The sequence below is a fragment of the Burkholderia sp. B21-005 genome (assembly GCF_020843965.1).
Taxonomy (GTDB): domain Bacteria; phylum Pseudomonadota; class Gammaproteobacteria; order Burkholderiales; family Burkholderiaceae; genus Burkholderia; species Burkholderia ambifaria.
On record NZ_CP086301.1, the window covers coordinates 2,083,343 to 2,101,615 of the forward strand.

Genomic DNA, 18,273 nt, shown 5'->3' on the forward strand with positions numbered 1-18,273 from the left:
AACGAACGGGCGCGACCGGCGATGCAAATGAAAAAGCCCGCACAAGGCGGGCTTTCTCATTTTCTGGCGGAGCGGACGGGACTCGAACCCGCGACCCCCGGCGTGACAGGCCGGTATTCTAACCAACTGAACTACCGCTCCTTGGTCTGGCTGAATCGGGAAACTGGTGGGTGCTGAGGGGTTCGAACCCCCGACCTACGCCTTGTAAGGGCGCCGCTCTACCAGCTGAGCTAAGCACCCGTTTCCGATTCGTTCTGGCTGCGATCTGCGTTTCCGCATCAACAACCAGCGAGCCCGCAAGTTTAATTCATCCCCGATCATTTTGCCAAGCCCGCACGAGAATTTTTTTCAACGCCCATTGTTCAACGCGCACGCACGCGATGCCGATGCGCATAAAAAAACCCGCGGACACGCCGCGGGTTTCGTGAACAACCGTCAGTGACGGTGTTCAGCTTCTCAGTGCTTGACGACTTCCGTCGAGCCGGCATCCTTCGCCGCCTCGCCAACCGGCGCCGCAGCCTTCGCCTCTTCTTCCGGCGGCAGCGGGGTCGGCGTACGTTCGAGCGCGAGCTCGAGCACCTTGTCGATCCAGCGGACCGGCACGATCTCGATCGCGTTCTTCACGTTGTCCGGAATGTCCGCGAGATCCTTCACGTTCTCTTCCGGAATCAGCACGAGCTTGATGCCGCCGCGATGCGCAGCCAGCAGCTTTTCCTTCAGCCCGCCGATCGGCAGCACTTCGCCACGCAGCGTGATCTCGCCCGTCATCGCGACATCGGCACGCACGGGAATCCCCGTCAGCACCGATACCAGCGCGGTCGTCATCGCACCGCCGGCCGACGGACCGTCCTTCGGCGTCGCACCTTCCGGCACGTGGATGTGGATATCCTGCTTCTCGAACGCTTCGTCCTTGATGCCCAGACGCCGCGAACGCGAGCGCACGACCGAACGCGCAGCCTCGACCGACTCCTTCATCACGTCGCCGAGCGAACCCGTGCGAATCACGTTGCCCTTGCCCGGCATCACCGCGGCTTCGATCGTCAGCAGGTCGCCGCCGACTTCCGTCCACGCGAGGCCCGTCACCTGACCGACCTGGTTTTCCTTCGCCGCGAGGCCGAAGTCGTACTTGCGCACGCCGAGGAACGTATCGAGGTTCTCGCCATCGACCTTGATCGCGCCCGATGCCTTCTTCAGCAGCAGCATCTTCACGACCTTGCGGCAGATCTTCGACACTTCCCGCTCGAGCGAACGCACACCGGCTTCGCGCGTGTAGTAGCGGATGATGTCGCGGATCGCCTGTTCGGTGACGTCGACCTCGCCGTCCTTCAGCCCGTTGTTCTTCTTCTGCTTCGGCAACAGGTAACGCTGCGCAATGCTGACCTTCTCGTCTTCCGTGTAGCCCGACAGACGGATCACTTCCATCCGGTCGAGCAGCGGCGGCGGGATGTTCAGCGAGTTCGACGTCGCGACGAACATCACGTCCGACAGGTCGAAGTCGACTTCGATGTAGTGATCAGCGAACGTGTGGTTCTGTTCCGGATCGAGCACTTCGAGCAGCGCCGACGACGGATCGCCGCGGAAATCCATGCCCATCTTGTCGACTTCGTCGAGCAGGAAAAGCGGATTGCGCACGCCGACCTTCGCGAGGCTTTGCAGGATCTTGCCCGGCATCGAGCCGATGTACGTCCGGCGGTGACCGCGGATCTCGGCTTCGTCACGCACGCCGCCGAGCGCCATCCGGACGAACTTGCGGTTCGTCGCACGCGCGATCGACTGGCCGAGCGAGGTCTTGCCGACGCCCGGAGGCCCGACGAGGCACAGGATCGGCGCCTTGACCTTGTCCACGCGCTGTTGCACCGCGAGGTACTCGAGGATGCGTTCCTTCACCTTCTCGAGGCCGAAGTGATCCTCGTCGAGCACCTGCTCGGCGTTCGACAGATCGTTGTTGACCTTGCTCTTCTTGCGCCACGGCAGGCCGATCAGCGTGTCGATGTAGTTGCGCACGACGGTCGCTTCCGCCGACATCGGCGACATCAGCTTCAGCTTCTTGAGCTCGGCGTCGGCCTTCTTCTTCGCTTCCTTCGGCATGCGCGCGGCGTTGATGCGCTTCTCGAGTTCCTCGAGATCCGCACCTTCCTCGCCTTCGCCCAGTTCCTTCTGGATCGCCTTGACCTGTTCGTTCAGGTAGTACTCGCGCTGGCTCTTTTCCATCTGGCGCTTCACGCGCCCGCGGATGCGCTTTTCGACCTGCAGGATGTCGATCTCGGCTTCGAGCTGCGCGAGCAGGTGCTCGAGGCGCTCGATGACCGGGAACATCTCGAGGATGTGCTGCTTCTGGTCGAGCTTCAGCGGCAGACGCTCGGCGATCATGTCCGCGAGGCGACCGGCTTCATCGATGCCCGACAGCGACGTGAGAATCTCCGGCGGGATCTTCTTGTTCAGCTTCACGTACTGGTCGAACTGCGACACGATCGCGCGGCGCAGCGCTTCCGTTTCCGCGCTGTCGGCGTGATCGGGCTCGAGCGGCATCACGTCGCAGGAGAACTGCGTCTCCTGTTCTTCGATCGACAACGCCTTCGCACGCTGCAGGCCCTCGACGAGCACCTTCACGGTGCCGTCCGGCAGCTTCAGCATCTGCAGGATGTTGGCGATACAACCGACCTCGTACATGTCCTTTTCGGTCGGTTCGTCCTTGGCCGCGGTTTTCTGGGCGACGAGCATGATGTGCTTGCCGCCTTCCATCGCTGCTTCGAGGGCCTTGATCGATTTCGGCCGGCCCACGAAGAGCGGGATCACCATGTGCGGGAAAACGACGACGTCCCGCAGCGGCAGCAGCGGGAGCGTGATGCGTTCCGGCGGGAGAAGTTGGGTGCCTGACATTTCATTTCCCCATGAGTGGAATCAATTGTTCGGTAATTGAGGCCGCCACAACGAATTGCAAGCCTTCAAGTGCGGGAAATATTCGGTAAGAAAGTAACCACCGCGTGTCGAGTCAGAGTTACCCACAAGATAAACGAAAAAAAGCCGCCCACGGACTCATGAACGGCCTTTTTCGCAGAACATCGTCGGCAAGCCGGTCAGTTCGAACCCGCCACTTTCGGCGTGTCCTCATAGATCAGCAGGGGTTTGCCGTCGCCATCGATCACGTTCTCGTCGATGATGACCTTGCTGACCCCTTTCATCGCCGGCAGCTCGTACATCACGTCGAGCAATGCCTGTTCGATGATCGAACGCAAGCCGCGCGCGCCGGTCTTGCGGCGGATCGCCTTGCGGGCGACTGCCTGCAACGCGCCCGGCCGGATTTCCAGCTCGACGCGCTCCATCGCGAACAGCTTGTGATACTGCTTGACGAGCGCGTTCTTCGGCTCGACGAGGATCTTCATCAGTGCGGCTTCATCGAGCTTGCCGAGCGTCGCGACCACCGGCAGGCGGCCGATCAATTCGGGGATCAGACCGAATTTGATCAGGTCTTCCGGTTCCGTCTCGCGCAGCACTTCGCCCGCGTCGCGTTCCTGCTTGCTCTTGACCGTCGCGCCAAAGCCGATGCCCGTCTTTTCCGTGCGATCGGTGATCACCTTCTCGAGACCGTCGAACGCGCCGCCGCAAATGAACAGGATGTTGGTCGTGTCGACCTGGATGAAATCCTGGTTCGGATGCTTGCGGCCACCCTGCGGCGGCACCGACGCCATCGTGCCTTCGACGAGCTTCAGCAGTGCCTGCTGGACGCCCTCGCCCGACACGTCGCGCGTGATCGACGGGTTGTCCGACTTGCGGCTGATCTTGTCGATTTCGTCGATGTAGACGATCCCGCGCTGGGCCTTGTCGACCTCGTAGTTGCAGTTCTGCAACAGCTTCTGGATGATGTTCTCGACGTCCTCGCCGACGTAGCCGGCTTCGGTCAGCGTCGTCGCATCGGCGATCACGAACGGCACGTTCAGCAACCGCGCGAGCGTCTGCGCGAGCAGCGTCTTGCCGGAGCCCGTCGGGCCGATCAGCAGGATGTTGCTCTTCGACAGCTCGACGTCGTCCTTCTTGTCGAGATGCTTCAGGCGCTTGTAGTGGTTGTACACGGCCACCGCGAGGATCTTCTTCGCGCGCTCCTGCCCGATCACGTACTGATCGAGGATGTCGCGAATTTCCTGCGGGCTCGGCAGATCCGACCGGGACAGGCTGGCCTCGACGCCGGCGGCAGCCGCCTCGTCGCGAATGATCTCGTTGCAGAGGTCGATGCATTCATCGCAGATGAATACCGACGGGCCGGCAATGAGTTTCTTCACCTCATGCTGGCTCTTTCCGCAGAACGAGCAATACAACAGCTTCTCGCTGTTCGAACCTTTTTTGTCCGCCATGAATGTAGAGCCTCCGGACAGGTAAATGACATGATACGCCGAATGCTCCGAACGCCGCGCCTAGGGCGCGACCGGAGCCGGCTGGATGCGCTTGCCGCAGATGCTCAAGGCACTCGGGACGTTGCAGGGGGCGCCGCCCGAATCGGGGCGGCACCCCACTTAAATTCAGGGGCGCTTCAGCAGCACCTGGTCGATCAGCCCGTACGCCTTCGCGTCCTCGCTCGACATGAAGTTATCACGGTCGGTGTCGCGCGCGATGCGCTCGACGTCCTGGCCCGTATGTTGCGCGAGCAGGTTGTTCAGCCGTTCCTTCAGGTAGAGGATTTCGCGCGCCTGGATCTCGATGTCGGATGCCTGGCCGCGTGCGCCGCCGAGCGGCTGGTGAATCATCACGCGCGAGTTCGGCAGCGCGAAACGCTTGCCCTTCGCGCCCGATGCGAGCAGGAACGCGCCCATGCTGGCCGCGAGGCCCATGCAGAGGGTCGACACGTCCGGCTTGATGAACTGCATCGTGTCGTAGATCGCCATGCCGGCCGACACCGAGCCGCCCGGGCTGTTGATGTAGAGGCTGATGTCCTTGTCGGGATTCTCGCTCTCGAGGAACAGCAATTGCGCGACCACGAGGTTGGCGGTCTGGTCGTTCACTTCGCCGACCATGAACACCAGACGCTCCTTCAGGAGACGCGAATAAATATCGTACGAACGCTCGCCGCGGCCGCTCGTTTCGACGACGATCGGCACCAGCCCCAGCGCTTGCGCCTCGAAACCCTGCGGCGCGTTCGAAGCAAGCATGTCCAGCAATTCAGCGCGAGTGATCATTCAATGAACCTTGTTCGAATGGAAAATTGAACGGAAGGAAGCCGCCCGCTCAATCGCCATATTAATGGCAACCGTGCGCTTGACGTAAAAACGGCGTGCAGGCCGTCGCTCAGACAGCCGGCACGCCGCTAGAGCGAAACTTACGCTTGCGCCGATGCGCTCGCGAGTGCCTCGAAGCTCACTTCCTTGTCCGTCACCTTTGCCTTGCCCAGCACGAAGTCGACGACGTTGCTTTCAACGACGAACGCTTCCATCTCGGCGAGGCGCTGCTGGTTGGAATAATACCAGCGGACCACTTCCTTCGGGTCTTCGTAGCTCTTCGCGAACTCGTCGACTTCCGCACGGATCTGTTCCGGCTTCGCTTCGAGGCCGTTCGACTTCACCAGCTCGGCCAGCACGAGGCCCAGCTTCACGCGACGCTCTGCCTGCTCGGCGAACATCTCGGCCGGGATCGGTGCGTCCTTCGCGTTCGGCACGCCGCGCTGCGCCAGATCCTGGCGAGCCATTTCGACGAGGCGTTGCTGGTCCTGCTCGATCAGCGCCTTCGGCACGTCGAGTTCGGAAATCTTCAGCAGCGCGTCCATCACCTGGTTCTTGACGATCGACTGCGTGCGGCGCTTCGCTTCGCGCTCGAGGTTTTCCTTGATCTCGGCACGCATCTTCGTCAGGTCGCCGTCTTCGATGCCGAGCGACTTCGCGAATTCGCCGTCGATTTCCGGCAGGTGCGGCCACTCGATCTTCTTCATCGTGACTGTGAATTGCGCGGTCTTGCCCGCCACGTCCTTGCCGTGGTAGTCGTCCGGGAACTTCAGGTCGAACGTACGCGCTTCGCCGACCTTCAGGCCGAGCGCCGCCGTTTCGAATTCCGGCAGCATGCGGCCTTCGCCGAGCACGAACGGGAAGTCTTCGGCCGTGCCGCCCTGGAACGCGACGTCGTCGATCTTGCCGACGAAGTCGACCGTCACGCGGTCGCCGTTCTTCGCCGCGGTGTCCGCGCCGCCGTCGCCGTGCTCGCCGGCTTCGCCGCGAGCGTGGAAGTGCACGCGCTGCTTGCGCAGGATGTCCAGCGTGCGGTCGATTTCGGCGTCGCCGATCGACGTCGTCGAGCGCTCGACTTCAGCCATCGCCAGGTCGCCGATCTTCACTTCCGGGTACACCTCGAACGTCGCGTCGAACGCGTATGCGTCCTCGGCCTGCTCCTGCTTCGGCTCGAAGCTCGGCTGGCCGGCCACGCGCAGGTTTTCCGCGCGGCTGATCGTGAAGAATTCCTGGCCGATCTTGTCGCTCAGCACTTCCGCTTCGACCTGACCCGAGTACTGCTGGGCGACCATCTTAAGCGGCACCTTGCCCGGGCGGAAACCCGGCATGCGAACGTTCTTCGCGAGTTTCTGGATACGGGCGTCGATTTCCTTCTGCACGGTGTCTTTCGGCAGGGAAATCGTCACGCGGCGTTCAAGCTTGCCGAGGTTCTCAACAACGTTAGCCATGGCTTCAATCGTCCTAAAATTATTCGAGCGAATCGGGTTTTCCTTGCCGTGCCTGCCTGCGGCGAGATGTGCATCACATGCACACGCCGCGCCGGAGCGCCACGCCATCCCTGCACGCGCCGAATGGCTAGCGCAAGCGGCTCGGAGCACGGCTTTGGCCGGAAGAATCGACTATTCTAGCAAACAATTTTCCTCGTACCGCCAGATCCCTCATGACAGGGGTGCGCACCCGCGTGCCGCCCGCGCCCGTGCAAGGCAATGCGCGCGGATTGTCGCTATGCCGAACGCCGTATCCACCGCGTGCCCGCCATCCTGTAAGCTCCGATTGAGGGTGCGCCACCGTCGCCGCCCCATTTTTCACACCAATTACGCTTCCCGGAGACACCATGCCGCACCACCCGTCCGCGCCTGTCGTCGTCATCGCGCCCGATTCGTTCAAAGGCTCGCTTTCCGCCGAGCAGGTCGCGGACGCGATCGCCACCGGCATCCGCCGGGCCCGGCCCGACGCGATCGTGCGCTGCTGCCCGATGGCCGACGGTGGCGAAGGCACGCTCGATGCGATGCTGGCAGGCGGCGGCACGCGTCGTGCGCTGCGGGTGGCCGGCGCGTCGCTCGCGGCACGCGACGCGGCGGTCGGCGTGATCGACGCGCGCACCGCGATCGTCGAGACGGCCGAGATCGTCGGCATCACCGACGCGGTCGGCATGAGCGTGCCGGTCGACGCGCGCAGCACGCGCGGGATGGGCGAAGCGATCCGCACGCTGCTCGACGAAGGCGTGCGCCGCTTCTTCGTCGCGCTCGGCGGCAGCAGCACCAACGACGCGGGCGCAGGGTTGCTTGCGGGCCTCGGCCTGCAATGCTTCGACGCGGCCGGCCAGCCGGTCGAGCCCGTCCCCGCGCGGCTCGCCGACATCGCGCGGATCGACGCGTCGGGGCTCGATCCGCGCCTGAAGGAAGCGGAATTCATCGGCATGTCCGACGTCGACAATCCGCTGACGGGCGCGCATGGCGCGACCGCGGTGTTCGGTCCGCAAAAGGGCGTGGCGCCCGAGCAAGTCGCGACCCTCGACGCCGCGCTCGGCCACTTCGCCGACGTGCTCGAGGCGGCGCTCGACCGGCGCGGCCGCGACCTGGCCGGTGCCGGCGCCGCGGGCGGCCTCGGTTTTGCGCTGCACATGCTGGGCGCGCGGTTCGAAGCCGGCGCGGAGGTCGTCGCGCGCCAGGTCGGGCTCGACGCGGCGCTCGTCGGCGCCGACTGGCTGATCACCGGCGAAGGCCGCTCCGACGTGCAGACGCTGCACGGCAAGGCGCCGTTCATCGCCTGCCGTCACGCGCAGGCCACAGGCGTACCCGCGTCGCTGCTGTCGGGCGCCGTCGACCCGGCCGCGCTGCCGCGCCTGTCCGAACACTTCGCCGGCTGCTTCTCACCGGCACCCGGGCCGATCACGCTCGACGTCGCGATCCGCGACGCGGCGAATCTGCTCGCGAACGAAGCTGAGCAGTTGACACGGCTGAAGTACGGCGCACACTGACCGTTGACCCGAGCGCGCGATACAGGAACAATCGGGCCCGCCCTTTTTCTTCAGGATTCGACATGAAAGGCCGTCAAGCCGGGCTCGATCAGTTTCTGACCTATCGCCTCCATGCGCTCGCGAAGCGATCCGACCGCGGGATCGCCGACGTGTACCGGCACAAGCTGGACATCTCGCTGCCCGAGGCGCGCGTGATCGCCGCCGTCGGCGCCTTCGGTCCGTTTTCGATCATGGATCTCGCACGCCACACCAATCTCGACAAGAGCCAGGCGAGCCGCGCGGCGGAAGCGCTGCTGCGCCAGGGGCTGCTCGAGCGCAGCGCGAGCGAGGACGACGGCCGGATCGTGCTGATCGCGCTGACGACCGACGGTCGCGCGCTGCATCGTCGGATCATGCCGATCGTGCGCAAGTGGAATGAAGGCTTGCTCGCATGCCTGTCCGACAACGAGCGCCAGACGTTCGAGCGGCTGCTCGACAAGGTGGTCGCGCACGCGGTCGAACGCGACGAGTGAATCGCCCGGCCGGCGCGATCCGTGCCCTACCCGCGTTGCGAATGTGTGGCGCATGCACCGGAATCGCCACGCTGGCCGCGCAGAGGCGTCACGAGCGATCCAGCGCCCGCCGCTTTATTCAGACGAATCCTGCAGATCGCCCCAGTCGTCCCAGTCGAGTGAATCGCGCAAGCGCATGGGCGGCGGCCCGGTTTTCCCTGCCGGGCATGTATCGAACGACTGCCCGTCGTTCTTCATCAGGCCAGACCATCGCCGCGGCGATCCCCTTGCGCTATAGCCCGCTGTTCGCCGCGCGCTGACGCAGCAACCCCAGCACCGCGTCGCAATACGGCGTCGGCACGTCGAGCTTGCGCCCCAGTTCCGGAAACACGCCGAGGATCGGCCCAATCTCGAGCGGTCGCCCGGCCTCGAAATCCTGCAGCATCGACGTCTTGAACGCGCCGAGCTTGCGCGTCACGGCGATCCGCTCCGGCCCGCCCATCCCCGCATCGAGACCGAGCTTCGCGCCGATCGCGGCCGCCTCCTCCATCATCCGCAACGCGAGATCCCGCGTGAACGGATCGTCGAGCAGTTGCTCGGCGGTCGAACCCGTGAGCGCGCTCAACGGATTCATGTTCATGTTGCCCCACAGCTTCGCCCAGATCTCGGTGCGGATCGCCGGCGTCGATTCGACGTCGAAGCCGCCCGCGGCGAGCGCCGCTGCGAATCGTGCCGTCGGCGCGTCAAGGCGCGCATCGGGCGAGCCAATGATCAGGCGGTTGCCGCGGCCGCGGCGCACGACACCCGGCGCATCGGTACTCGACGACAGGTGCACGACGCAGCCGATCGCCTGCTCGGGCGGCAGCGCCGCCGAGACCGCACCGTCCGGGTCGACCGCGTCGAGCCGCACGCCGTCGAGCGGGCCCGCGAGCCCGTGCGTGAACCACCACGGCAGCCCGTTCATCGCGGCGACGATCACCGTGCCGGGCCCGACCAGCGGCGCGATGCGCGCGGCCAGCGCCGGCAACGCCTGCGCCTTCAGCGCGATCACCACGTAGTCCTGCACGCCGAGCGCGGCCGCGTCGTCGCTCGCGCGCACCGGGACCGACGACACCGCGCCCGCCTCGTCGATCACGCGCACGCCGTGCGCATTCAGCGCATCGAGCGTCGCGCCACGCGCGTAGGCGCTCACCGTCATGCCGGCGCGCGACAGCGCAGCCGCGAGCAATCCGCCGATCGCGCCGACACCGACCACCGCGGCGCGCACCGACCCTGAATTCGTGTCGTTCATGATGGAATTCCGTCTGCTGGGAGCTGACGAGCATAACGCTCAATGGTTGCGGGCACAACCATTTACGCAAGCGCCCGCAGCATCGCTTCGCACGAGCGATTCAGCGCGACGCGCCGCTCGCCCCCGGCGGCTCGTCGACGCTCGGGCCGCCGGCCGCGCCGAGCACGCCGGCGATCTGGCTCTTGTCGTGCATGCCGAGCTTGCGGTACGCGCAGCGCAGGTAGTGACGCACGGTCGTCGGCGAAATCGCCATCTGCTGCGCGACCTCCTTGTGCGAGCGCCCGGTGCCGTAATAGCGGATCGCCGCCAGTTCGCGCGGACTCAGCCGGTCGAGCAGCGAGCGCGGCCGTGCCTCGATCTGGAACAGCCCCGCAACGGGCACGCACTGGATGCGCAACGCCTCGCCGATGAACGGCTGGCCCGACTGACGCCGCCCATGCGCGACCAGCGGCTCCGGGACGCGCGGGCCCGTCCACGTCGGCCATTCGGTGCGCAGCACGTCGTCGAAGCCGTGATCGGCGTGATGCAGCACGCCGAAGTTGTCGCACAGCGCTCGTGCCGCCGGCGCAACCGCGTCGTCGCGCTCGCGCGTGAGCTGCGCCGCGCGGTTGATCGTCAGCGCGGCCGCCAGATGCGGGATCACTTCCTCGAAGCGGCTCGCATCGTCGTCAGTGAACGGACGATTCAGGCCCTGGCGATAGATCGACATGAAGGTCGTCAACCCGAAGCGGCGATCGAGCGTACACACGCACATCAACTGAGCCAGCCCGTACTTCACGCACCAGTCGCGAAACCGCGCGTCGAACCCCGGTTCGACGACCGACAGGCGCACCGCTCGACCGTGTGCGCCGAGCAGCGTGCGTTGCGCGAGCGGATCGCAGTCGCGCACGCGTTTCCAGTCGCTGAAGAACGCGTGCGGAAGGCGATACAGGAAACTGTTGTGCATCACGGGGCCGGTCGGCACGTGCGTTGCGACGCCGGTCCACGCGGCGTCGAAGGGGATGAGCGCCTGCAGCAGCGAAAAGAAGCGGCACTCGAATTCGCCGATGCCCGACTGCGCGGCGACCGCGTACAGGTCGAGCAGCATCAGGCCGAGTTCGCGCTGCGCTGCATCGCCGCGCGTCACGCCGTCGAAATCGGCCCGCCGTGACGGCAACGCCGGCCATGCGGATTCGTCGAGCACGATCGCAGCCGGCACGTCGCGCAGCGCGTCGAGATCCTGCCCGATATCCGTCGTGATCCTCACCTTCCGCTCCCCTGCCCGACCGGGCCGCTGATGCGCGCAACGCAGACCGGCCGATTATAGCGACCGGCATTTTTGGCGGGCGTCGCTGCCGGAACACACGCCAGCCCCATCCATTTGAACGGTACGCCCCCGTTGCTGCCGCGCAGCACGCCGCATCGCGGCGTCGCGGCACGTCCACGCCGCGCACCGCGGGTTTTCCACACCGTTCATCTGCACGACTGTTCGCCCGCTTTCCCGCTGCGGACACTGCGTCGCGACAACAACACACGATGCAGGACGGTATGGAGAACCCCACGTGATGACACCCCGCTTCATCCGCACGGCCACGGCCGCCGCGGCGCTCGCCGCGTGCAGCGTTGCCGCGCACGCGCAATCGACCCTCACGCTGTACGGCGCGCTCGATGCCGGCGTGCAGTACCTGACGCATGCCGACGGACGGCACGCGGCCGTGCAGCTGCAGAACTACGGAATCCTGCCTTCGCAGGTCGGACTGAAGGGCCACGAGGATCTCGGCGGCGGCTGGCGCGCGCTGTTCAAGCTCGAACAGGGCCTCAACCTCAACGACGGCACCGCGACCGTCCCCGGCTACGCCTTCTTTCGCGGCGCGTACGTGGGTATCGCGGGCCCGGCCGGCACCGTCACGCTCGGCCGGCAATTCAGCGTGCTGTTCGACAAGACGCTGTTCTACGACCCGCTGTGGTACGCGTCGTACAGCGGCCAGGGCGTGATCGTGCCGATGACGGCGAACTTCATCGACCACTCGATCAAGTATCAGTCGCCGACGTTCGCCGGCTTCGACGTCGAGGCCCTCGCGGCGACGGCCGGCGTCGCGGGCAATGCGCGCGCCGGGCGCGTGCTCGAACTCGGCGGCCAGTACACGAGCAACGGGTTGTCGGTCAGTGCGGTGCTGCATCAGGCGCACGGCGACGCATCCGCCGCGGACGACGCGTCCGCACGCCGCCGCGACCTCGGCACGCTCGCCGCACGTTATGCATTCGCATCACTGCCGCTCACCGTCTATGCGGGCGTCGAACGCCTGGGCGGCGACCTCGAGGCGGCGCGCACGATCGTGTGGGGCGGCGCGCGCTACCTGACCTCGAGCGGAGTCGGACTGAACGCGGGCGTCTACCACACCGATTCGCACACGCCGGCGATCGGCCACCCGACGCTGTTCATCGCGAGCACCACCTACGCGCTGTCGAAACGCACCGTCGCCTACGCGAACCTCGGCTACGCGCGCAACAGCGGCCAGAGCTCGCAGACCGTCTACGAATACGACCCAACGCCGCTTGCCGGCGCATCGCAGTTCGGCGCGATGGTCGGCATGTACCACCTGTTCTGATTCCGTCCAGCGAGATCCCGCCATGAAAACCCTTTGCTCCGATGCCGCACTGCCGTGCGACGGCCGCGCAGCGCCCTTCGCGCGCTCGACACTCGTCGCACTCGTCGTGTTCGCGGCCATCACGCCGCTGCTGCTGCTCGTCGCGCCGGCCGTCGCCGGTCAGCTGGCGACGCAGCTCGGGCTGTCCGCGTCGCAGATCGGCACTTACTTCTTCGTCGAACTCGGCGCGTTCAGCCTCGCAACCGTACCGTCGTACCTGTGGCTCGGCCGCGTCGATGCGCGCCGCGTCGCTGCCTGCGCGATCGCCCTGTTCGGTATGGGAAACCTGCTGACCGCGCTGTGGATGCCCGGCTTCACCGCGCTGCTCGCGCTGCGTGCCGTCACCGCGCTCGGCGGCGGCTCGCTGATGGTGCTCTGCATGACCAGCGCGGCCACGAGCGAGAACAGCGATCGCGTGTATGGACTGTGGGTCGTCGGCCAGTTGACCGCCGGCGCGATCGGCCTGTTCGTGCTGCCTCACGTGTTCGCCGCGTTCGGGCTGCGCGCGCTGTATGTCGCGCTGGCCGTGCTTGCGCTGCTCGCGGCGCCGCTGTCGCGCGGCTTTCCGGCGACGCTCGGTGCACGGACCGCATCGGCGCAGGCCGCGCGCGGCGCCGCGGCGGATGCATCACGACGTTTCGTCGCGCTCGCGATCGGCGCGGTGCTGACGTTCTATCTCGCGATCGGCAGCGTGTGGACGTTCGCGAGCCGCGCGGCAGCGGAAGCCGGACTCGATTCGCAGTCGACCGGCAACGTGCTCGCGATCGCGAGCGTGATGGGGATTGCCGGCGCAGCGCTCGCAGCGTGCGCGGGCGGCCGGCTTGCCCGGCGCGCGATGCTGGCCGCCGGTTACGCGCTGCTCGCGGCATCGCTCGTCGCACTCGCCGCGCTGCCGGATGCGAGCGGCTACAGCGCCGCGATCTTCGCGTTCAAGTTCGCATGGACGTTCGTGCTGCCGTTCATGCTCGCGACCGTCGCGCGGATCGATACGTCGGGGCGCCTCGTCGCGACGCTCAATTTCGTGATCGGTGCGGGCCTCGCGGCCGGCCCGCTGCTCGCGGGGCTGTTGCTCGATGCCGGCGGCACGATGCATGCGCTGTTCGCGGCCGCCACCGCCGGCGCGATCGCGTCGTTCGCCGCGCTGCGCCATATCGATCGCCGCGCGCGCACGCCCATGACTTCCGTTTCTTCCCAACCGTGACAGGTCAAGCTCATCCATGAATCGCACTGCCTTCTTCACCGACGAACGCACCTTCTGGCACACCGGCGGCACACACGCGCTGTTCTTCCCGGTCGGCGGCTGGGTCCAGCCGCCATCGAGCGCCGGCTACGCGGAGTCTCCCGATTCGAAGCGCCGCTTCCTGTCGCTCGTGCAGGCGTCGGGCCTTGCCGCTCACCTCGACATGCGCGGCGCCGCGCCGGCCACCCCCGGCGATCTGCTGCGCATCCATCCGGCGAGCTATCTCGACGCGTTCCGCGCGCTCAGCGATGCGCACGGCGGCGACCTCGGCGATCTCGCGCCGTTCGGCAAGGGCAGCTACGAGATCGCCACGCTGTCCGCGGGCCTCGCGATCGCGGCGATCGACACCGTCGTCGCCGAGCATGCGGCCAACGCGTTCTCGCTGTCGCGGCCGCCCGGCCATCACTGCCTGCGCGATCGCCCGATGGGCTTCTGCCTGCTCGCGAACATTCCGATCGCGATCGAGGCCGCGCGCGCGAAGCACGGCATCGGCCGCGTCGCGGTGATCGACTGGGACGTGCATCACGGCAACGGCACGCAGTCGATCTACTACGACGATCCGGACACGCTGACGATCTCGCTGCATCAGGACCGCTGCTTTCCGCCCGGCTACAGCGGCGGCGGCGACCGCGGCGAAGGCGCGGGCGTCGGGGCGAACCTGAACGTGCCGTTGCTGGCAGGCAGCGGCGATGACGCGTATCGGTATGCATTCGAGCGGATCGTGCTGCCGGCGCTGGAACGGTTCCGGCCGGAACTGATCGTCGTCGCGAGCGGCCTCGACGCGAGCGCGGTCGATCCGCTCGCGCGCATGCTGCTGAATACCGACAGCTACCGGTTCATGACGCGGGCGGTGAAGGACGCAGCACAGCGCCACTGCGGCGGGCGGCTCGTGATCGTCCATGAAGGCGGGTATTCGGAGGCGTACGTGCCGTTCTGCGGGCTCGCGATCGTCGAGGAACTGGCCGGCGTGCGCACCGAGGTCGCCGATCCGATGCTCGACCTCGCGATCGCGCAACAGCCGGGCGAGCGGTTCGTCGCGTTCCAGCGCGAACTGCTCGACGAACTGGCGGCGTCGTTCGGGTTGTAACGCGCCTTCACACAAGATACGGGGCCGGCATGCGCCGGCCCTTGCGCGATCGATGCGGATGGGGTTTCCTGTGCTTTTACACTTGCCAGGCCCCTCGTCAGATGAAATCGTCTCCGCGCGAACCCGACACCAACGACAAAGCGCGCCGCCAGCCTTCAAAGCTGGCTCTGAATATCGCCGCCGTGCTGGTCGGCCTCATCACGTTCGCGATCGGCGTGGCGTGGTTGATCTATAGCTGGATCGTCGATCGCGAAGCGCAGTATTTCGCGATTCCGCTGGTGTTTTCGGTGCCGGTGATCGTGGCGGTCGCGGTGCGGAGTTTCTGGGACTAGACGCGTCACTCAAAACGACAAAGCGCTGCGGTTGGGCGATGCGCGACGCGGGTTATCGGGTTTGATTCAGGGTGAAGCGATGATCGCTGCGGTTCGCTTGCGCGCCCATCACAAGCCGGGCCGCGCGCACGGATTGGGGGCTGCGCCCTGGTGCGCGCCAATGACGAGGGGGGGTGCTGTGCCGGCCAGCGCCCTGCCGACCGCTTTCAGCACGGTTTCCGTCGTCATCCGGTCACCGCTCGAAATCACGCGCCCCAAATAAGCAGAGCACACCGACGACGATGCAACCGTCTGCGCCGGCCCGGTGCTCCATGCGATGTTATCGGCGGGCGTTGATGCACATGCCGGCGCGGCGAGCATCAGCGCCAGAACGGAAATCGGGGCGTACACGGTGGTCTTCATCGATTGCCCTCGGTGTAGTTGTGCTTCTTATAGGTAAAGTGAGCACGATATTACACTCGCCAGGCACGATTTTCCGTGCGTGCGCGTGGACGGATCCCCGGCGGAGAAAAACACCGGCGTCAAGAAAAAAGCGCTGCCGGTCGGTCGACCGGCAGCGCTTTTTCGGGAACGGCCCCCTGACGGGAGCGCGTCCAACTTCTGGTGCGTGAGGCCGGACTCGAACCGGCACACCCTTGCGGGCGTCAGGACCTAAACCTGGTGCGTCTACCAATTTCGCCACTCACGCGCATTGTCCGTCACCTGACCGCGCGGCACGCAAGATGCGTTCTCCACGCGCCCGGGACTTCATGCCGGTCCGAAAACCGGCACGCCCGATCAGGCGAGCGCGAGATTCTACCCGATCTGTGCAGCATTGTCTCGCCCCGCCGGCGCCCGCCGGACAGCGGTGCTAGAATGCCGCGCTCGACGTGCCGGCCACGCGCCGGCGCGCGCCCCCGAACCCGCCTCCGCCACGATCCCACCCGTGAACTTCGACGACTACTGTCAGCAAAAGGCCGCCCCCGCGGGCTCCAGCGTCTACTACGCGCTGCGCCAGGCGCCGCTCGCCGCCGAACCGCGCCTGACCGCCCTGTTCGCGCTGCGCCGCGAACTCGAGGAAACCGTCAAGGAAACCAGCGACCCGACCGTCGGACACACGAAGCTCGCGTGGTGGCACAAGGAACTCGCGGCGCTCGCCGCCGGCGAACCGTCGCACCCGGTCACGAAGGCGCTCGCGCAGCATCACCCGGCGATCGCGGCCGAAGCCGATGCGCTGCGCACGTTGGTGAACGGTTACGGGATGGATCTCGAACAGGCGCGCTACCTGGATTTCGCGAACCTGCAACGCTACATCGCGCAGGTCGGCGGCACCTTCGCGTCGCTGGTCGCGCGCGCAAGCGCCGCGAATCCGGCCGACCCGCAGCCGTGGGCCGCGAATGCCGGCCACGCGCTGATGCTCGCGCAATTCGTTCAGGAGCTCGGCAACGATGCGCGCCATGGCCGCATCTATCTGCCGATCGACGAACTGCAACGCTACAACGTGACCGCGGCCGACCTGCTGAACCGCCGCTACAGCCCGGCCTTCACCGAGCTGCTGCAGTTTCAGACGGCCCGCGCGCGCGAAGCGCTCGCCGCCGCCGAAGCAGCGATCCCCGCCTCCGAACGCCGCATGCAACGCACGCTGCGTGCGCAGATCGCACTGGCCGGCGCGCTGCTCGACGAAATCGAGCGCGACGGCTACCAGGTGCTGCACCAGCGCATCGCGCTGACGCCGATCCGCAAGCTGTGGATCGCATGGCGCGCCGCGCGCCGCCGCTGACCCGCGCCGCAACGCGCGACCCCCATCACACCTTCAGCAGCGGCAGCGTGTCGAAGCGCTGCTGCAGCACGCGCGTCGCATCGAGTCCCCACCACGGCCCGAGCACGGTCGCATACAGCTGACGGAAATCGACCGCGACCGGCAGGTTGCCGTTGCCGTCGAGGTGCCCGAGCGCGGGCGCCGCACCGTACAGCCCGCCGGCCACGCGGCCGCCCATCACGAAGTGCGGCGCAGCGGTACCGTGATCGGTGCCGTTGCTCTGGTTCTCGCGCACGCGCCGTCCGAATTCCGCATACGTCATCACGAGCGTCTGGTTCCAGCGCCCGAGCTCGATCAGCGCGTCGCGCATCGCACTCATCCCTTCCCCGAACTGCTTGAGCAGCGCGGCGTGCTGCCCCGGCTGGTTCTGGTGCGTGTCGAACCCGTTGAGCGTGAGCCGCAGCACCGCGACGCCGTCCTGCGCGCCGGGCCCCGACGCTTCGCATGCCGCGAGCACCTGCATGGCGGTCTTCACCGACGTCCCGAACGTACCGGCCGGAAAGGCCGTCCTGAACTCGCGCATCCCGCCGCGCGGGCGCAGCCGGTCCGCTGCCTTCACGATGTCGTTCTCGACGTCGATGATGTGTGCGAGCGCCGGGTTGCGTTCGCGCAACGACGACGGCTCGGCCAGCCGCGCCGCGCGGATGAACTGTGCGGGATTGACGAGCGCGATTGCGCGCGCGCCGTTCGCGAGCGGTCCCATCTCGGCGCTGCCGAGCACGACGCCGTCCGCCGCGAAGCCCGGCGGCACCGGCGCCTGCGCGAACGTGCGCGTGAGCCAGCCTTCGTGCAGGTACTGGTCCGAGCGCGACGCGGTATCCCAGATCTCGATCGAACGGAAATGCGACAGGTTCGGCTGCGGATAGCCGACGCCCTGCACGATCGCGACCTGCCCGTCGCGCCACAGCGGCATCAGCGGCGCGAGCGCCGGGTGCAGCCCCGTATGTTCATCGAGCTGCAGCACCTGGTCGCGCTTGATGCCGATGCCGCGGCGGAACGGGTAGTAGAGCGGATCCGCATACGGCACCACCGTGTTGAGGCCGTCGTTGCCACCCTTCAGCTCGACGAGGATCAGCACGTTCGCATAGCCGGCCCGCCCCGCCGCGGCCATCGAAGCCGCCTGCGCGGCCGGCTGCCACAACGACACGCCCGCCGCGGCCGCGGCGCCCGTGAGCGTCAGAAAATCACGTCGGTTCATCGTGCATCCTTCGGTTCGCCGC

Annotated in this window: 15 protein-coding genes and 3 tRNA genes; 7 read left to right on the plus strand and 11 right to left on the minus strand. The window is 66.6% G+C overall.

Annotation, left to right across the window (positions count from 1 at the left end):
- Positions 1-64: 64 nt before the first annotated feature.
- The 6 genes from LMA02_RS09750 to tig all read right to left on the minus strand — a co-directional run bounded on the left by LMA02_RS09750 (position 65) and on the right by tig (position 6,655).
- Positions 65-141, minus strand: a tRNA-Asp gene (locus tag LMA02_RS09750).
- Positions 142-164: 23 nt separating this feature from the next.
- A tRNA-Val gene (locus LMA02_RS09755) sits at positions 165-240 on the minus strand.
- Positions 241-456: 216 nt separating this feature from the next.
- Positions 457-2,880 (minus strand): endopeptidase La, encoded by a 2,424-nt coding sequence (gene lon, locus LMA02_RS09760; protein ID WP_006754178.1) that lies wholly within the window; start codon positions 2,878-2,880, stop codon positions 457-459.
- A 197-nt stretch (positions 2,881-3,077) separates the two neighbouring features.
- A complete protein-coding gene (clpX, locus tag LMA02_RS09765; protein ID WP_006754177.1) occupies positions 3,078-4,349 on the minus strand; it encodes an ATP-dependent Clp protease ATP-binding subunit ClpX in 1,272 nt (423 codons plus the stop codon).
- A gap of 165 nt (positions 4,350-4,514) precedes the next feature.
- Positions 4,515-5,168, minus strand: coding sequence for an ATP-dependent Clp endopeptidase proteolytic subunit ClpP (gene clpP / locus LMA02_RS09770; RefSeq protein WP_006496351.1), 654 nt, complete (start codon positions 5,166-5,168; stop codon positions 4,515-4,517).
- Positions 5,169-5,308: 140 nt separating this feature from the next.
- A complete protein-coding gene (tig, locus tag LMA02_RS09775) occupies positions 5,309-6,655 on the minus strand; it encodes a trigger factor (RefSeq protein ID WP_228904585.1) in 1,347 nt (448 codons plus the stop codon).
- A gap of 386 nt (positions 6,656-7,041) precedes the next feature.
- On the opposite strand from tig, the gene LMA02_RS09780 reads away from it, so the two are divergent.
- Both LMA02_RS09780 and LMA02_RS09785 read left to right on the plus strand, forming a co-directional pair.
- On the plus strand, positions 7,042-8,187 hold the full coding sequence (locus LMA02_RS09780) for a glycerate kinase (protein WP_228904586.1): 1,146 nt from the start codon (positions 7,042-7,044) through the stop codon (positions 8,185-8,187).
- A 62-nt stretch (positions 8,188-8,249) separates the two neighbouring features.
- Positions 8,250-8,699: a MarR family winged helix-turn-helix transcriptional regulator gene (locus LMA02_RS09785; RefSeq protein ID WP_166726741.1), complete on the plus strand. Its 450-nt coding sequence runs from the start codon at positions 8,250-8,252 to the stop codon at positions 8,697-8,699.
- Between the two features lie 271 nt (positions 8,700-8,970).
- Here LMA02_RS09785 and LMA02_RS09790 read toward each other — a convergent pair whose 3' ends face one another.
- Both LMA02_RS09790 and LMA02_RS09795 read right to left on the minus strand, forming a co-directional pair.
- Positions 8,971-9,969 carry a 2-dehydropantoate 2-reductase gene (locus LMA02_RS09790; RefSeq protein WP_228904588.1) on the minus strand — a complete coding sequence of 333 codons (999 nt, stop codon included), beginning with the start codon at positions 9,967-9,969 and terminating at the stop codon, positions 8,971-8,973.
- Positions 9,970-10,069: 100 nt separating this feature from the next.
- Entirely contained in the window at positions 10,070-11,215 is a 1,146-nt protein-coding gene (locus LMA02_RS09795) for a helix-turn-helix transcriptional regulator (protein ID WP_228904591.1), read from the minus strand.
- 295 nt (positions 11,216-11,510) lie between these two features.
- On the opposite strand from LMA02_RS09795, the gene LMA02_RS09800 reads away from it, so the two are divergent.
- The 4 genes from LMA02_RS09800 to LMA02_RS09815 all read left to right on the plus strand — a co-directional run bounded on the left by LMA02_RS09800 (position 11,511) and on the right by LMA02_RS09815 (position 15,255).
- Complete coding sequence (locus tag LMA02_RS09800) at positions 11,511-12,557, plus strand: porin (RefSeq protein ID WP_228904593.1); 1,047 nt, start codon at positions 11,511-11,513, stop codon at positions 12,555-12,557.
- A gap of 22 nt (positions 12,558-12,579) precedes the next feature.
- Positions 12,580-13,797: an MFS transporter gene (locus LMA02_RS09805; RefSeq protein ID WP_228904594.1), complete on the plus strand. Its 1,218-nt coding sequence runs from the start codon at positions 12,580-12,582 to the stop codon at positions 13,795-13,797.
- A gap of 16 nt (positions 13,798-13,813) precedes the next feature.
- The gene (locus LMA02_RS09810; protein ID WP_228904595.1) at positions 13,814-14,923 is read left to right on the plus strand and encodes a class II histone deacetylase; all 1,110 of its coding nucleotides are present in this window, start codon (positions 13,814-13,816) and stop codon (positions 14,921-14,923) included.
- A gap of 101 nt (positions 14,924-15,024) precedes the next feature.
- A complete protein-coding gene (locus LMA02_RS09815) occupies positions 15,025-15,255 on the plus strand; it encodes a hypothetical protein (RefSeq protein WP_006752038.1) in 231 nt (76 codons plus the stop codon).
- A gap of 108 nt (positions 15,256-15,363) precedes the next feature.
- On the opposite strand, the gene LMA02_RS09820 is transcribed toward LMA02_RS09815, so the two are convergent.
- Together LMA02_RS09820 and LMA02_RS09825 are read right to left on the minus strand one after the other, a co-directional pair.
- The gene (locus tag LMA02_RS09820) at positions 15,364-15,657 is read right to left on the minus strand and encodes a hypothetical protein (protein WP_228904599.1); all 294 of its coding nucleotides are present in this window, start codon (positions 15,655-15,657) and stop codon (positions 15,364-15,366) included.
- A gap of 199 nt (positions 15,658-15,856) precedes the next feature.
- A tRNA-Leu gene (locus LMA02_RS09825) sits at positions 15,857-15,943 on the minus strand.
- 237 nt (positions 15,944-16,180) lie between these two features.
- Here LMA02_RS09825 and hpnD point away from each other — a divergent pair.
- The gene (hpnD, locus tag LMA02_RS09830) at positions 16,181-17,014 is read left to right on the plus strand and encodes a presqualene diphosphate synthase HpnD (RefSeq protein ID WP_228904600.1); all 834 of its coding nucleotides are present in this window, start codon (positions 16,181-16,183) and stop codon (positions 17,012-17,014) included.
- Positions 17,015-17,039: 25 nt separating this feature from the next.
- Here the strand turns inward: hpnD and LMA02_RS09835 are convergent, their stop codons facing one another.
- A complete protein-coding gene (locus tag LMA02_RS09835; protein WP_228904602.1) occupies positions 17,040-18,251 on the minus strand; it encodes a DUF1501 domain-containing protein in 1,212 nt (403 codons plus the stop codon).
- Between the last annotated feature and the right edge of the window lie 22 nt (positions 18,252-18,273).

Bases quoted from the DNA above. Each gene is read 5' to 3' on its own strand.
- clpX (WP_006754177.1), bottom strand. From the start codon at position 4,349: ATGGCGGACAAAAAAGGTTCGAACAGCGAGAAGCTGTTGTATTGCTCG.
- LMA02_RS09780 (WP_228904586.1), top strand. From the start codon at position 7,042: ATGCCGCACCACCCGTCCGCGCCTGTCGTCGTCATCGCGCCCGATTCG.
- tig (WP_228904585.1), bottom strand. From the start codon at position 6,655: ATGGCTAACGTTGTTGAGAACCTCGGCAAGCTTGAACGCCGCGTGACG.
- lon (WP_006754178.1), bottom strand. From the start codon at position 2,880: ATGTCAGGCACCCAACTTCTCCCGCCGGAACGCATCACGCTCCCGCTG.
- clpP (WP_006496351.1), bottom strand. From the start codon at position 5,168: ATGATCACTCGCGCTGAATTGCTGGACATGCTTGCTTCGAACGCGCCG.
- LMA02_RS09810 (WP_228904595.1), top strand. From the start codon at position 13,814: ATGAATCGCACTGCCTTCTTCACCGACGAACGCACCTTCTGGCACACC.
- LMA02_RS09835 (WP_228904602.1), bottom strand. From the start codon at position 18,251: ATGAACCGACGTGATTTTCTGACGCTCACGGGCGCCGCGGCCGCGGCG.
- LMA02_RS09790 (WP_228904588.1), bottom strand. From the start codon at position 9,969: ATGAACGACACGAATTCAGGGTCGGTGCGCGCCGCGGTGGTCGGTGTC.
- LMA02_RS09815 (WP_006752038.1), top strand. From the start codon at position 15,025: ATGAAATCGTCTCCGCGCGAACCCGACACCAACGACAAAGCGCGCCGC.
- LMA02_RS09805 (WP_228904594.1), top strand. From the start codon at position 12,580: ATGAAAACCCTTTGCTCCGATGCCGCACTGCCGTGCGACGGCCGCGCA.
- LMA02_RS09785 (WP_166726741.1), top strand. From the start codon at position 8,250: ATGAAAGGCCGTCAAGCCGGGCTCGATCAGTTTCTGACCTATCGCCTC.
- LMA02_RS09820 (WP_228904599.1), bottom strand. From the start codon at position 15,657: ATGAAGACCACCGTGTACGCCCCGATTTCCGTTCTGGCGCTGATGCTC.